The organism is Cryobacterium sp. MP_3.1 (assembly GCF_035984795.1).
GTDB classification, from domain to species: Bacteria; Actinomycetota; Actinomycetes; order Actinomycetales; family Microbacteriaceae; genus Cryobacterium; species Cryobacterium zongtaii.
In genome coordinates this window covers 16,577-30,170 of the sequence record NZ_JAXCHV010000001.1, presented here as the reverse complement: position 1 = coordinate 30,170, position 13,594 = coordinate 16,577, and the positions used below count along the sequence as shown (strand labels likewise).

The following is a 13,594-nucleotide window of genomic DNA, read 5'->3' as shown; positions in this document are numbered from 1 at the left end:
CTATTTTGCGTCCGCGTAACTGTCCACGACGACACAGGCCAACGGGAAGTCCACCGGGAAATCGCCGAACAGCAGTCGGCCAGCCGTCGAGGCCGCCTCGGTGACGATTCGCGACACCTCGCCGGCCAGGGCCGCAGGGGTGTGCACGATGACCTCATCGTGCAGGAAGAAGACCAGATGAGGGATGCCCGCGAACGGGCTGGGGGGCGTCCGGGCCGGCTCCTGGCCCCCCGAGAACGCGGTGGGCGGCTGTGGCGGGACCGGCAACGCCCGAAGCCTCTTCCTGATCTCGGCCATCCAGCACAGCGCCCACTCCGCGGCGCTTCCCTGCACGATGAAATTGCGGGTGAACCGGCCCCAGTCCCTGGCCTGGCTCCTGGCCCGGCGTTCGTCGGCCGGCGTCGCCCCGGCCTCTGACCCGCGGGCCTGGTCGTCCTGCCAGCCGCCCCCTGGCCGTGGCGAGGACCGGCCCAGTCGGGTGCTGACCACGTCGCCGCGCTCCCCCGCCCTCGCCGCCGCCTCGGTCAGGGCGATCGCCCGCGGATACGCGCGCGCCAGTCGGGGCAGCAGGCGCCCGCTTTCCCCGGATGTGGCGCCGTACATGGCGCCGAGCATGGCGACCTTGGCGTGGGCGCGGGTGTCCACCACTCCGCTGGCCACGATTCCGGCATAGAGGTCAGTGCCCCGTCCGGCGGCGGCCATGGCGGTGTCGGTGGACAGTGCGGCCAGGATGCGAGGCTCCAATTGGGCTGCGTCCGCCACCACGAAGCTCCAGCCGGGGTCGGCCACGACAGCGCCGCGAATCTGCTTGGGCAGCTGCAGGGCACCGCCGCCGCGGGTCGCCCATCGACCGGTCACCACCCCGCCCGGCAGGTACTCAGGGTGGAAGCGGTCGTTGATGATCCAACTCTCCATCCAGAACCATCCGTTGGCGGCGAGCAGCCTGGACAGCTTCTTGTAGCGCAGGAGGGGCTCGATGACGGGGTGTTCTAGCTTCTCCAACTCCCATGCCCGGGTGGTCGCCACGGCCAGTCCAGCCCGGTTGAGCGCCCGGAGCAGGTCTGGCGGGGAATCCGGGTTCACCTCCAGGTCGCCGAGTTCGGTGCGGATTCGCCCCGCGAGTTCTTCCAACCGCGCCGGCCGGATGCCTGAGGCTGCCCGCGGGCCCAGTTCTGCGGTGAGCAGGCTGTCGTGGATCGCGCTCCGCCACGGCAGTCCGGCGAACTGCATTTCGGCCGCGATCAAGGCGCCGACGGATTCCGCGGCCAGGAGCAGACGCAACCGGCCGGGGTCGGCCGAGGCGTGGACCGCCTGAAGCTGGGCCTGGAACTCCGCCAGGACGTCGTCGTCGGCCGGCCCCGGTCCGGCGTCGTCGGCCAGACCCAGATCCATCTCGAACAGGGTCGTCCCCGGGGATTCGACGGGAACGGCCGCAGCAGGCGCATCCCACCGGCTTGCCGGGGCGTTCGCCAGCGCGCTTCCGCCGGTCAGCGCCGAGTTGCGCAGGATGGCGTGACACAGCCGTAGATCGTGGCAGCGCTGGACAGTGACACTCCCCCGCAGCAGGACGGGATAGCTCCGCGCGGTGTCTTCCCAGACCCAGCGCACCGCGTCTTGATCGCGTTCCCGCACCATCGCCCGGAACTCGCCGGTCGTGAGCGTCGTGTCGGCACCCGAGGGAACGCCTTCGGCGTCGAGCTCCCTGACGCGGAGCCGTTCCGAGCTCGATCCGGTCACCAGGATGTACACAGTCCGTGCTTTCTCGTAGGGTGGACGGGACTTGAACCCGTGACCGTGCGGTTATGAGCCGCGTGCTCTAACCAGCTGAGCTACCACCCCGTGCCTGACCATAGTATCGGCCGGGCGCCGCCCTTCAGTCGCGCCGAGGCGTGACGTCCAGGACCGGAGGGTGCGCCGCGGCCGGATCCGGCTGGACGCTGGTGTTCGTGTCCGCCGTGGAGACGCCGCGGTAGAGGCGTTCGAATGTGGTCAGGGTGCGCTTGATGTCGTGTGCCTCGATCAGCTTCAGCGACTCGTTCTTGAGGGCGTTCAGTTCGTCAGGCGTCGTCGTGAACACGCGGGTCAGCTTGTCCGCAAGGTCCTTGGCGCTGCCCGGCTCGAACAGGTAGCCGTTCTGCCCGTCGTGGACCAGGTGCGGCAGCGCCATTGCGTTCGCCGCCACGATCGGGAGACCCGACGCCATCGCTTCCATGGTCGCAATGCTCTGCAGTTCCGCAATGGACGGCATCGCGAACACCGTGGCACGCGTGTAGGCCTCGCGCAGTTCCTCGTCGGTGACATAACCCGTGAACGTGAACTGTGCGCTCAGTCCGAGCGATTCCACGAGGTGTTCCAGGTTGCGGCGCTGGTCGCCACCGCCGACGATTTCCACCTGGGCAGACAGGTTCGGATCCAGCAGGGCGACGGCCTGCACCAGGACGTCGATCTGCTTCTCACCGGTGACCCGGCCGACGAAGAGAATCCGGTTCTCGGTGCGCGGAGCGAAGCTGGGGGAATAGTTGTCGGCGTCGATTCCGCAGGAGATGGCCTGCACCCCCGCGAGGCCCGTGTACTTCTCCAGGAACTCCGCCGCCCGGCGGGTCGGCGTGGTGACGGCCTCTGCGCGCTTGAAGGTATGTTCAGCGTCCTTCCAGAGTGCCTTGACGAGCTGGTCCTGGAAACCCTTGGGAACGAGGGAGAACTGCAGCATGTTCTCGGGCATGAAGTGGTTGGTGCCGATGATGCGGATCCCGCGCTTCTGTGCCTCGATCGACACACCACGACCCACCACGATGTGGGACTGGAAGTGCACGACGTCGGGCTGGAAGGAGTCGAGGATGGCACGGCTCTGTTTGCGCACGATCCACGGCAGCGCGAAGCGGAGCCAGTCGTGCGGGCGCCACCGCCAGCTGTGCAGGCGGTGCACGGTCATCGATTCGCCCTCGTGTACCTCGGTCCAGGTGCCGTGCTTGCGCGTCGGAGCCGGAGCCATGATCTGCACCACGTGGCCACGTCCGACCAGGCCGGCGGCGAGCCGTTCCGCGAACCGGGCCGCACCGTTCACATCGGGCGCGAAGGTGTCGGCGGCGATGAGAACCCGGATGGGTCGGGTGGTGCCCGGCATGGCCGGGTCGGACGAGCTGCCCGGTAAATCAGATGAAGCGCTCAAGTGGGATAGTCCCTACGTAGGTGGGCCGGGGATCAGCGTCCGGCGCGAAGTCTGGGTCTCAACGATTCTCGCCGTCGAGGTGTGTTAGCACCCTATTCTAAACCGCTTGACCCATGGCAGCCCCCCAGACGCGGCGCGTTCACGAAAAAGCACCGGTCAGCTCTGGGTTTGCGGGTGGTACTTCGCGAGCCTGAATACGCCCCACATCGCCACAGCGCCGGCGACCGCGAAAAGAACGGCGGCCCAGGTCGGCGCCTGAGAGGCTTCGCCGAGCACGATGACGCCGATGCCGACGGCGATCATCGGGTCGATCACGGTCAGACCCGCGATGACGAGGTCGGGCGGACCCGATGAGTATGCGTTCTGCACGAAGTAGGCGCCCGACGCGGCAGCGAGGAGCAGGCCGACGACGCAGACGACGGTGAGCCACTCGACGTTTCCGTTCTGGATGCGGTTGATGATCACCTTGGCGAGGGTGGCCACGAATCCGTACAACACGCCGGCGCCGATGATGTAAAAAATCGCCTTGAACCGGCTGCGCAGCAGCACGAACGCGACGGCGAAGGCGGCCAGGACCACAGCGAGGACCACCAGGATGGTGATCAGGTTCGCATCCGTCACGGGCTTGTCGACCGCCGTGAACGCGGCGACGGTGACGAAGAGCCCGACCCCGCCGACACACATCGCGATCGCGATGACCGAGGCCCGGTTCAGCTTGACATGGCTGACCCTGGCGTTCAGGATCGCCGTGATCACCAGAGCCACGGCCCCGAGGGGCTGCACGACAATGAGGGGCGCAAAGGCGAGGCTGGTGAGCTGGAAGGCGATGGCCAGGCCGAGCATCACGGTACCGAAAACCCAGGAGGGCCGGGAGAGCAAGAGCACCAGCTGCCGGGTGTTCAGTCCGCCGGTGATTTCCCTCGTGTGGGCTTCCACCTTGGTCACACCGCGGTGCTGGAATTGTGCGCCAAGGGAGAGGAAGACAGCGCCGATCAACGCGAGCGGGATGCCGATTGCCTGGCGTGGATCAATCGCGATCTCTCCAGCCAGGTCTGTCAGGTCGGGAGTCACTCAACGAGACTATCGAGATCCATGCCGATATCCTTGGTGAATGGCCGTTCGACCGATAGTAATTTCAGGTGACCCCGTCCTGCACTCCCCCGCCGCTCCCGTCGTCGAGTTCGACGACGAGTTGCGCACGCTGGTGCAGGACATGTTCGAGACGATGGATGCCGCTCCCGGTGTCGGTCTCGCCGGACCCCAGGTGGGGGTCGGGCTGCGGCTGTTCACGTTCAGCTACCTCGACGACGACGAGGTCGAGACCAGGGGTGTCGCGATCAATCCGGAGCTCTGGATCACGCCGGTCCCCGCCGGTGAGGCCGATGAGGACGAAGACGTCGAGGGGTGCCTGTCGTTTCCCGGCGAGCGGTTCCCGCTGCAGCGGGCCGGCTCGGCCGTGTTGCGCGCCGTGGACCTCGACCAGCAGCCCTTCGAGATCCGGGCCGACGGCTGGCTGGCACGGATTTTCCAGCACGAGTTCGACCACCTCGACGGCACCCTTTACGTGGACCGGCTCGAACACTTTTACGCCAAGATCGCCGCCAAGGTCAGCCGGAAGCGCGGCTGGGGTGTGCCCGGCGTGACCTGGCTGCCCGGTGTGGACGACCTCGAAAGCTGAGCTGCTGAGCGGGTCAGCGGGTCAGGTTGACGCCGTGCACACCGTTGTGGAACCGCAGCGACGGGAAGACGGCTGAGACCGAGAAGCCGACCCCCGGCACGGTTCCGGCGTTGAAGATCCCGCCGAAGAGCTGGGCTCGTTCGCGCATCTGGGTGATCCCGGCGCCCGAGATGCTCTCGCTCAGGGCCTTGAGGTCGTCGTCGATCGTGTAGGCGGTCTTGGCGGCGAAATCCGAGGGCGAGGCGCTTTCCCGCTTGGCCGCCGCGCGGATGCCGTCGTCGTCGATGAGGAGCTGCAGGCCGTCCTGGGTCCAGGTGAACGACACTCTGGCCTCGGTGCCGGGCCCGCCGTGCTTGAGCGCGTTCGCGAGGGCGCTCTGCAGGATGCGGTAGATGGCGAGTTCCGCCCCGGGTTTGAGCGGGAACCTGTCACCGGACTCGGTGAAGGCGACGGCCAGGCCGGCGTCGCGCATCACGCCGAAGAGGCTGCGGGCCGATTGCAGGCCCGGTGCGCTGGTCGCGATGGCCTCGCCCTCTCTGGCGATGGTCAGAACCCGGCGCAGGTCGGCCAGAGCGACCCTGCCGTCCTCGACCAGGGCCGTCGCGGCGCGCACGGCCGTGGATGGGTCACTCTCGGCCGTGTACCGGGCCCCCTCGGCCCGGGTGATGAGGCGTGCGAGAGACAGCACGGCGATGTCCTGCAGCTCGCGGATGATCGCGAGACGCCCGTGCTGCTCGGCGAGGGACAGCTCGAGGTCGATGCGCACGCGTTCGGCCGCCGATCTGGCGAAGCGGCTGCGGCGTTGCTTCGCCACGGCCAGCAACCAGAGAATGACCAGGGCCACGGTGAGCACGGCCAGTACAGCGCTGAGGGTCTGCCAGGGGAACACGACCGCCACCTTTCGCATCTTTTCGGGATCAGACTAGCGGCACGCACAAAAAAGGCCACCGGGGGTGGAGCCCCTAGTGGCCTTTTCGCTCCCCGACTTGGACTCGAACCAAGAACCTGCGCATTAACAGTGCGCTGCTCTGCCAATTGAGCTATCGAGGAATGCATGCTCAGCGAAAGTTTCCCTCGCTTGAACGGCGTAGTTACTTTACCAAAAGTTCGCCGTGCACCAAATCCGAGTGGACGTTCAGTACCCCTCTGCGGGGTCGACAACCCCGACAAACGGCCCGTTTCCCAGCAAAGCGGCCACATTGAGCCGAATTCTCTCGGCCAGAAGCGGCGCGGTCATCTCGGGCGTGTCGGCCATGTGCGGGGTGATGAGGCACCGGGGCTCGCTCCAGAGCGGATGCCCGTCCGGCAGCGGTTCCGGGTCGGTGACGTCGATGGCCGCGCCCGCGATCGCGCCGGCGGCCAGAGCGGCCACCAGCGCGTCGGTGTCGACCAGGGGCCCCCTGGCGATGTTCACCAGGTGGGCCGTCGACGCCATCAGGGCGAGTTCGGCCTCGCCGAGCAGGTGCCGGGTGTCGCCGGTCAGCGCGGCAGCGACCACCACGATGTCGGCCAGGGGCAGCTCCGTGTCCAGCTGCCCCACCGGCACGGTGCGGGCGGCTCCCGGCACGGGCTCCGAGCTGCGGCGCGCCACCACGATGCGGGTGCCGAACGGTTCGAGCAGCCGGATCAGTTCACGGGCAATGCCGCCGGCCCCGATGATCAGCACCGACCGGCCATACAGGGATGCTCCGGCGGGCACCGAATTCCAGGACCGCGCTCTGGCCCGCACGGGGAGCACCCTCAGCGACGCCAGGATCAAGGCCAACGCGTGTTCGGCCACCGGTTGGGCGTAGGCGCCCTTGGCGCTGGTCACGAGCAGGTCGTGCCGCTGATGCCGGGAGAGGATGTCGGCGAAAGCGTCGACTCCGGCCCAGGGCAGCTGCACCCAGCCGATCTGGGGGTTGTCCGCCAGCACCTCCCCGAGTTCCGCGGCGCGGGCGTATGACAGCCAGATGAGTCCCCGGGTGTCCGGTGACAGCGGGGCGACGACTCCCCCGGCCGACGCGACGGCGCCGGCGAAGAGGGCATTGTCCTCGGGCAGGATGGCTATCGGACCGGCCGTCGGCCGCCAGAGGCCCGGGTCGCGCTCGGGTTCGTCGGAGAGGACCGCGCGGTGCTGCCCGGTCATGCCTCCGGGCTCCGGTCGGTGTCGGCGCCGACATCGTGCGCCGGGGAATCCAGCCCCGTGGGATCCAGAGCTGCGCCGTCCAGCGTCAGCGCCGCCGCGAGTTCGACGACGTAGGGATGCCACGGGTTGTCGAAGACCTCGTCGATGGTGCCCAGCCCGACCAGGACGCCCTGGTGCATGACCCCGATCCGGTCGGCGACCCGACGCAGCACGCTCAGGTCGTTGCTGATCAGCACGGCCGAAAAGGCACGTTCTCGTTGCAGCTCGCCGATCAGGTCGATGACATCGTCGCGCACCAGGGCATCCACGCCCGCGGTGGGCTCGTCGGCGATGAGCAGGGCCGGCCCGAAGACCAGGGCCTTGGCCAGTGCGACACGCTGGCGTTGGCCGCTGCTGAGCTCATAGGGGTACTTTCCCAGCACCGAGAGCGGCAGGCGCACGGCGTCGATCATCGTCGCGACGAGGGTCTCCAACGCCGCTCTGTCGTAGCGCCGATCGCGTTCGAGGACGGGTTCGGCGACGATGTCCGCCACGGTGAGGCTGGCGGGGAGGGTGCTCGCGGCATTCTGGGCGAGCATCCCCACGCCGAAGGTGAGCCTGGCGAGTTTGCGTCGGCCGATACGCCGCAGCGGGTAGCCGAGCACCGTCGCCTGCCCGCCGGTGATCTGCGCGCGCACGTCACCGTGGCCGGTCCCGGAGTCCGCCCCGGAGAGCACCCGGGCGATCGTGCTCTTGCCCGACCCGCTCTCGCCCAGCAGTCCGAGCACTTCTCCCCGGCCGAGGGTCAGGGTCAGTCCGCGCAGCGCCACGAACGCGGGGCTCGCGCCGTGACCCGGGTATTCGACGGTCAGGTCACTGGCAACGATCGGATACGGATCTGCTTCGACGCGTCTCATGACTTCTATCCTGCCGCACGCAGCCTCCGCAGTTCGTCCCGCCGCTTCGCCTGGGCGGCCGGATCGGGCACCGGCAGCGACGCGAGGAGCCGTTGGGTGTACGGGTCCCGGGGCGATCCGAGCACCTGGGCACCGGTGCCCTCCTCGACCAGGCGACCGTGGTAAAGCACGGCGATCCGGTCGGCGAGGATGTCCACAACGGCGAGATCGTGACTGATGAAGAGGGCCGCGAATCCGAATTCGCGCTGCAGCTCCGCGAAGAGTTCCAGCACCCTGGCCTGCACGGACACGTCCAGCGCTGAGGTCGGTTCGTCCGCGATCAGCAGGGCGGGTTCCAGTGCCAGGGCCCTGGCCAGGCTGGCCCGCTGGCGCTGACCCCCGCTGAGTTCGTGCGGGAAGCGGTCACCGAAGGCCCGCGGCAGCTGGACGGCCTCGAGCAGTTCGTCGACCCGTGCTCGCGCGGCCCGGGGGTTGGCGGCCCTGCCGTGCACCACGAGGGGTTCGGCGACGCAGTCCGCAATGGTGAGCAGCGGGTTGAAGCTGGAGGCCGGGTCCTGGAACACGAAGCCGATATCGCTGCGCAGGTGCTTGAACCGGCGCTCCTTGAATCCGTTCATCTCGTGTCCGAGAACGGTGAGAGACCCGTCGGTGACCCTGGTGAGGCCGGCGATGGCCCGGCCGATCGTGGTCTTACCCGACCCGCTCTCCCCCACCAGGCCGAGCACCTCGCCCGGGCGGATCGAGAAGCTCACGCCGTCCACGGCCACAAAGCCCGGCCGGCCGAGCCTGCCGGGGTACTGGATGCGCAGGTTGTCCGCGACGACGACGGGGGTCTGTTCGGCCCACCCCGGGGAACGGGCCTCGGCCCGCTCCGCCGCCCGCACGACCCCCTGGCCCACATACGGCACCGCGGCGAGGAGCTTCTGCGTGTACGGGTCCTGGGGTGAGCTGAAGAGGGTCTGAGCGTCGGCTTCCTCGACGACCTTGCCCTGGTACATCACCGCGACCCTGTCGGCGAGGTCGGCCACGACACCCATGTTGTGGGTGATCAGCACGATCGCTGTCCCGAACTCGTCGCGGCAGCGTCGGAGCAGGTCGAGGATCTCGGCCTGCACGGTCACGTCGAGCGCGGTCGTGGGTTCGTCGGCGACGATCAGGCCCGGTTCGAGGACCAGGGCCATGGCGATCACCACCCGCTGCTTCTGCCCGCCGGAGAACTGGTGCGGGTAGTAGTTGACCCGCACCTCGGGGTCGGGGATGCCGACCCTGCCGAGGATCTCGATGGCCTTCTTCCTGGCGTCGGCGCGGCTGACGGTGCCGTGCGCCCTGATGCCCTCCATGATCTGCCAGCCGACGGTGTACACCGGGTTCAGGGCCGTGGACGGCTCCTGGAACACCATGGAGACGTCGGTGCCGCGCACCTGGCGCAGGCGCTGGCGGCTGAGCGCGATGACGTTGTTCTCACTCGCCCCGTCCCTGCTGGTGAGGATCACGGCCCCCTCGGAGACCGCGGTCTCCGGCAGCAGCCCGAGGATGGTCTTGGCGGTGACGGTCTTGCCACTGCCGCTCTCGCCGACGATGGCGAGGACCTCGCCGCGGCGCACGCTGAGAGTGACCCCGTCGACGGCGCGAACGGCGCCGGCATCGGTGGAGAAGGACACGCCGAGGTCGTCGATCCTGAGGACGGTCTGCTGGTCGGTGCGGATATCGCTCATGAGGTGGCCTCGCCGTCGTTGGTGTGGAGGGGGCCGCTTTCGAGCCCGCCGAGACCGCCGGGCCCGGCGGTCAGGGTACCGCCGGGGACCACGGAGGTCTCGGCGACCAGGCCGGCGTTGGAGCCGACGGCGCGGCGGCCGCGCAACCGTGGGTCGGCCAGGTCGTTGAGACTCTCGCCGACCAGGGTGATCCCCATCACCACCAACACGATCGCCAGGCCGGGGAACAACGAGGTCCACAAGATGCCGCTGGACACGTCGGAGATCGCCTTGTTCAGGTCGTAGCCCCATTCGGATGCGGCGGTCGGTTCGATGCCGAAACCGAGGAAGCCGAGTCCGGCGAGGGTGAGGATCGCCTCGGAGGAATTCAGAGTGAAGATCAGTGGCAGCGTTCGGGTGGCGTTGCGCAACACGTGCCGCACCATGATCCGGATGTTGCCGGAACCCAGCACGCGGGCGGATTCGACGTAGGCCTCGGATTTGATCCGCACGGTCTCGGCCCGGATCACCCTGAAGTACTGCGGGATGAACACCACGGTGATCGAGATGGCTGCCGCCATGACCCCGCCCACGAGGTCGGATTTGCCGCCGGAGATGACGATGGACATCACGATGGCCAGCAGCAGCGAGGGGAAGGCGTACACGGCGTCACAGACGACGACGAGCACGCGGTCGAGCCAGCCGCCGAAGTATCCGGACACCAGGCCCAGGAACACGCCGGCGAAGATCGACAGCAGGACGGCGACCACAATCACGAACAGAGCCGTCTGGGCGCCCCAGAGCACCCTGGACAGCACGTCGTAACCGCCGACGGTGGTGCCGAACAGGTGTGCGCCGCCTGGCGGCTGCTGGGCGCCGAAGACCCCGTCCGGACCGCGCAGCTGGCTGTAGCCGTACGGCGCGACCAGCGGCGCCAGGATGGCGGTGAGCACGAACAGTGTGGTGATGACCAGGCCGGCCACGAGCATCCCGCGTTGTAGGCCGACGCTCTGGTGGAGCTGGTGGATGATGGGCAGGCGGGCCAGGCGGCTGGGCCGGCGCGGCGGGGAATCGATCCGGGTCATGATCAGTACCGCACTCTCGGGTCGATCAGCGCGGCGATGATGTCCACGATGAAGTTGGACAGGGCGACGATGACGGCGAGCAGGGCGACGATGCCTTGGACGGCGACGAAGTCTCTGGCCTGGAGGAATTCGGAAAGCATGAAACCCAGGCCCTTCCACTCGAAGGTGGTCTCGGTCAGCACGGCGCCGCCGAGGAGCAGGGCGATCTGGAGGCCGATCACCGTGATGATCGGAATCAGCGCCGGCCGGTACGCGTGCTTCCTCACGAGCCTGAATTCGCTGACCCCGCGGGACCGGGCGGCGTCAACGTAGTCGGTGCCCAGGGTGCCGATCACGTTGGTGCGGACCAGGCGCAGGAAGACCCCGGCGGTCAGCAGACCCAGGGCCAGCGCGGGCAGCACCGCGTGCGTCAGGACGTCGACCAGGACCGCCGGGTTGCCGGTCTGGATGGCGTCGATGGTGTACAGACCGGTCTTGCCCGGCAGCATCTGCATCTGCAGCTCCGAGCTCGTCGAGGCCCGGCCGGCGACAGGCAGGACCTTCAGCCAAACGGCGAAAATGAGCTTGAAGAGCAGGCCGGAGAAGAACACCGGGGTGGCGTAGCAGAGGATTGCGAAGATTCGCAGCGACGCATCCGGCGACTTGTCCCGCCAGTAGGCGGCGACCATGCCCAGCGGGATCCCGACGATGAAGGCCACCAGCAGGGCGTAGAACGCCAGCTCGGCGGTGGCGGCGCCGTAGGTGAGGAGCACCTCCGAGACCGGCCGGTTGGTGCTGATCGTGGTGCCGAAGTTGCCCGTGAAGATCTGGCCGAGATACTCGACGTACTGCACCAGGATGGGCCTGTCGTAGCCGGCCGCGGCGACCCGCTCGGCGAGCTGGTCCGCGCTCAACCGGCCACCGAGTGCCGCGGTGATCGGGTCGCCCGTGGTGCGCATCAGCCAGAACACCATGGAGACCAGGATGAAGATGGTCGGGAAGATCAGCAGGAAGCGGATCACGATGTAGCGGATGATTCCGCCGCCGGAACCCTTTTTCTTCGGTGCCGTCGTGGTGGGCTGTCGCCCGGCCGCCGGGGCCGCTGGCGTTGTCGCTACAGTCGTCATTCCTACCTCACTTATGCAAACGGAAGACGGGGGCGTTCGGCGCGTAGTCGCCTGAACGCCCCCGTCGTCTAGCTAGGTGAAACCTGCGAGCCTAGCCCTTGGCCAGGGCTGCGTAACGGAACTTGAACGACGCGTCGAGCGTGTCGCTGGCTCCCGTGACCGTCGTCCCGGTCACGGCGACCTGCGCACCCTGGAGCAGCGGCACGGTCGACAGCTGGGCCGCGACCTTGTCCTGGATCTGTTCGAGGAGCGCGGTGCGCGCGGCGGGGTCGACCGTCACGGCCTGCTGCAGGATCAGGTCGTTGACCTCCTGGTCGACGTAGTGGTTCTTCAGGAAGTTCTCCGTGAGGAAGAACGGCGTCAGGTAGTTGTCAGCGTCGGAGTAGTCCGGGAACCAGCCGAGCTGGTACGCGGGGTACACGTCGCTGGAACGGTCCTTGGAGTACTGCACCCACTCGGTGGTCTGCAGGTTCACCGTGAACAGGCCGCTGGACTCCAGCTGGTCCTTGATCAGCGCGTATTCGTCGCCGGACGAGGGGCCGTAGTGGTCGTTGCTGTACTGCAGGTTGAGCTCGACGGGCTCGGTGATGCCGGCGGCCGTGAGCGTCGCCTTGGCCTTGTCGGCATCCGGAGCGCCGTTTCCGTCGCCGTAGAGGCCCTTGAGGGACTCGGTCGCACCGGTCAGGCCGGCCGGGACGTAGGAGTACAACGGGGTGTAGGTGCCCTTGTAGACCTGGTCGGCGATCTCTTCACGGTCGACGAGGTCGGCAACAGCCTGGCGAACGGCGAGGGACTTGGCCGCGTCGGCGTCGGCTGTGGTGGCACCGAACGGCTGGGTGTCGAAGTTGAAGGTGATGTAGCGGATCTCGCCGCCGGGTCCGTCGACCACCTCGACGTTGTCGTTGCCGCGAAGGTCTTCGATGTCTGTCGCGGACAGGCTACGGAACGCCACATCGATGCCGCCCTCCTGCACCTCGAGCTTGAGGTTGGACGAGTCGGCGAAGTATTTGACGTTCACGACGTCGGTCTTCGCCGCACCCAGGAGACCCTCATAGTCGGGGTTGGCCTTGTAGCCGATGAGGTTGTTGAAGTCGTAGCTGGTGATGACGTACTGTCCGGCGAACGCATTGGCCTTCACGATGTCGTCGTCGCTGGTGAGCTCGGTGGCCGAGAACGACTCTTCGTCCACGATCGGGCCGGCCGGGCTGGACAGGATCTGCGGGAAGATCTGGTCGTCGGGGGCGAGCAGGTTGAACACCACGGTGGTGTCGTCCGGGGTGTCGACGCTGTCCAAGTTGTACAGCAACGAGGAGGGGCCGTTGTCGGCGGCGATCGCCAACTGACGGTCGAAAGTGAACTTGACGTCAGACGAGGTCAACTTGTTGCCGTTGGCCCAGACCAGGTCGGGCTTGAGGGTGACCGTGTACTGCGTCGGCGCGGTGAACTCGGCGGAGATCGCGATGTCGGGTTCGACGTCGGGGCTGCCGTATGGCGTGTTCATGAGGAACGGGAAGACCTGGTTCTGCACGGCGAACGAGCCGTTGTCGTACGAGCCGGCCGGGTCAAGGGTGGTGACCTTGTCGGTGGTGCCGATGGTCAGCGGAGCGGCGCCCGCCTCCTCAGCGGTGGAGCCTGCACAGCCGGCGAGCACGAGTGCTGCGGCGGCGAGACCGGCGGTGACGCCGACGGCGCGGCCGCGCCTGGTGGGTTCAAAAGCCATAGTCGAATGCCTCTTCCTCAAGGTGTGGGTGTCTTGGTGAAACCGAATATCTGCGCTCAGACGCAGATATGCGTTGCTGTAAACCAAGAATTAGCACACTCTGCGCGTCAGACGGCCA

11 protein-coding genes and 2 tRNA genes are annotated in these 13,594 nt (G+C 67.7%); 1 reads left to right on the top strand and 12 read right to left on the bottom strand.

Annotation, left to right across the window (positions count from 1 at the left end):
* The 4 genes from RCH12_RS00135 to RCH12_RS00120 all read right to left on the bottom strand — a co-directional run bounded on the left by RCH12_RS00135 (position 1) and on the right by RCH12_RS00120 (position 4,240).
* Entirely contained in the window at positions 1–1,749 is a 1,749-nt protein-coding gene (locus tag RCH12_RS00135) for a bifunctional 3'-5' exonuclease/DNA polymerase (RefSeq protein ID WP_442784540.1), read from the bottom strand.
* A gap of 16 nt (positions 1,750–1,765) precedes the next feature.
* Positions 1,766–1,839: transfer RNA gene (locus RCH12_RS00130), tRNA-Ile, on the bottom strand.
* Positions 1,840–1,873: 34 nt separating this feature from the next.
* Positions 1,874–3,124: a glycosyltransferase gene (locus RCH12_RS00125; protein ID WP_327015840.1), complete on the bottom strand. Its 1,251-nt coding sequence runs from the start codon at positions 3,122–3,124 to the stop codon at positions 1,874–1,876.
* Between the two features lie 201 nt (positions 3,125–3,325).
* Entirely contained in the window at positions 3,326–4,240 is a 915-nt protein-coding gene (locus RCH12_RS00120; RefSeq protein WP_088456131.1) for a DMT family transporter, read from the bottom strand.
* Positions 4,241–4,280: 40 nt separating this feature from the next.
* On the opposite strand from RCH12_RS00120, the gene def reads away from it, so the two are divergent.
* Positions 4,281–4,847: a peptide deformylase gene (gene def / locus RCH12_RS00115; RefSeq protein WP_103431769.1), complete on the top strand. Its 567-nt coding sequence runs from the start codon at positions 4,281–4,283 to the stop codon at positions 4,845–4,847.
* Between the two features lie 13 nt (positions 4,848–4,860).
* Here the strand turns inward: def and RCH12_RS00110 are convergent, their stop codons facing one another.
* The 8 genes from RCH12_RS00110 to RCH12_RS00075 form a co-directional block, all read right to left on the bottom strand.
* Positions 4,861–5,736 carry a sensor histidine kinase gene (locus RCH12_RS00110; RefSeq protein ID WP_243399212.1) on the bottom strand — a complete coding sequence of 292 codons (876 nt, stop codon included), beginning with the start codon at positions 5,734–5,736 and terminating at the stop codon, positions 4,861–4,863.
* An 88-nt stretch (positions 5,737–5,824) separates the two neighbouring features.
* A tRNA-Asn gene (locus RCH12_RS00105) sits at positions 5,825–5,897 on the bottom strand.
* An 85-nt stretch (positions 5,898–5,982) separates the two neighbouring features.
* Positions 5,983–6,975 (bottom strand): D-isomer specific 2-hydroxyacid dehydrogenase family protein, encoded by a 993-nt coding sequence (locus tag RCH12_RS00100; RefSeq protein WP_327015705.1) that lies wholly within the window; start codon positions 6,973–6,975, stop codon positions 5,983–5,985.
* Positions 6,972–7,871 (bottom strand): dipeptide/oligopeptide/nickel ABC transporter ATP-binding protein, encoded by a 900-nt coding sequence (locus RCH12_RS00095; RefSeq protein ID WP_327015704.1) that lies wholly within the window; start codon positions 7,869–7,871, stop codon positions 6,972–6,974. The genes RCH12_RS00100 and RCH12_RS00095 overlap by 4 nt, the downstream gene beginning before the upstream one ends.
* 5 nt (positions 7,872–7,876) lie before the next feature.
* Positions 7,877–9,586, bottom strand: coding sequence for an ABC transporter ATP-binding protein (locus RCH12_RS00090; RefSeq protein WP_327015703.1), 1,710 nt, complete (start codon positions 9,584–9,586; stop codon positions 7,877–7,879).
* A complete protein-coding gene (locus RCH12_RS00085; RefSeq protein WP_327015702.1) occupies positions 9,583–10,650 on the bottom strand; it encodes an ABC transporter permease in 1,068 nt (355 codons plus the stop codon). The genes RCH12_RS00090 and RCH12_RS00085 overlap by 4 nt, the downstream gene beginning before the upstream one ends.
* Before the next feature lie 2 nt (positions 10,651–10,652).
* Positions 10,653–11,756 carry an ABC transporter permease gene (locus RCH12_RS00080; RefSeq protein ID WP_103431763.1) on the bottom strand — a complete coding sequence of 368 codons (1,104 nt, stop codon included), beginning with the start codon at positions 11,754–11,756 and terminating at the stop codon, positions 10,653–10,655.
* Between the two features lie 91 nt (positions 11,757–11,847).
* Complete coding sequence (locus RCH12_RS00075; RefSeq protein WP_327015701.1) at positions 11,848–13,476, bottom strand: ABC transporter substrate-binding protein; 1,629 nt, start codon at positions 13,474–13,476, stop codon at positions 11,848–11,850.
* Positions 13,477–13,594 lie beyond the last annotated feature (118 nt).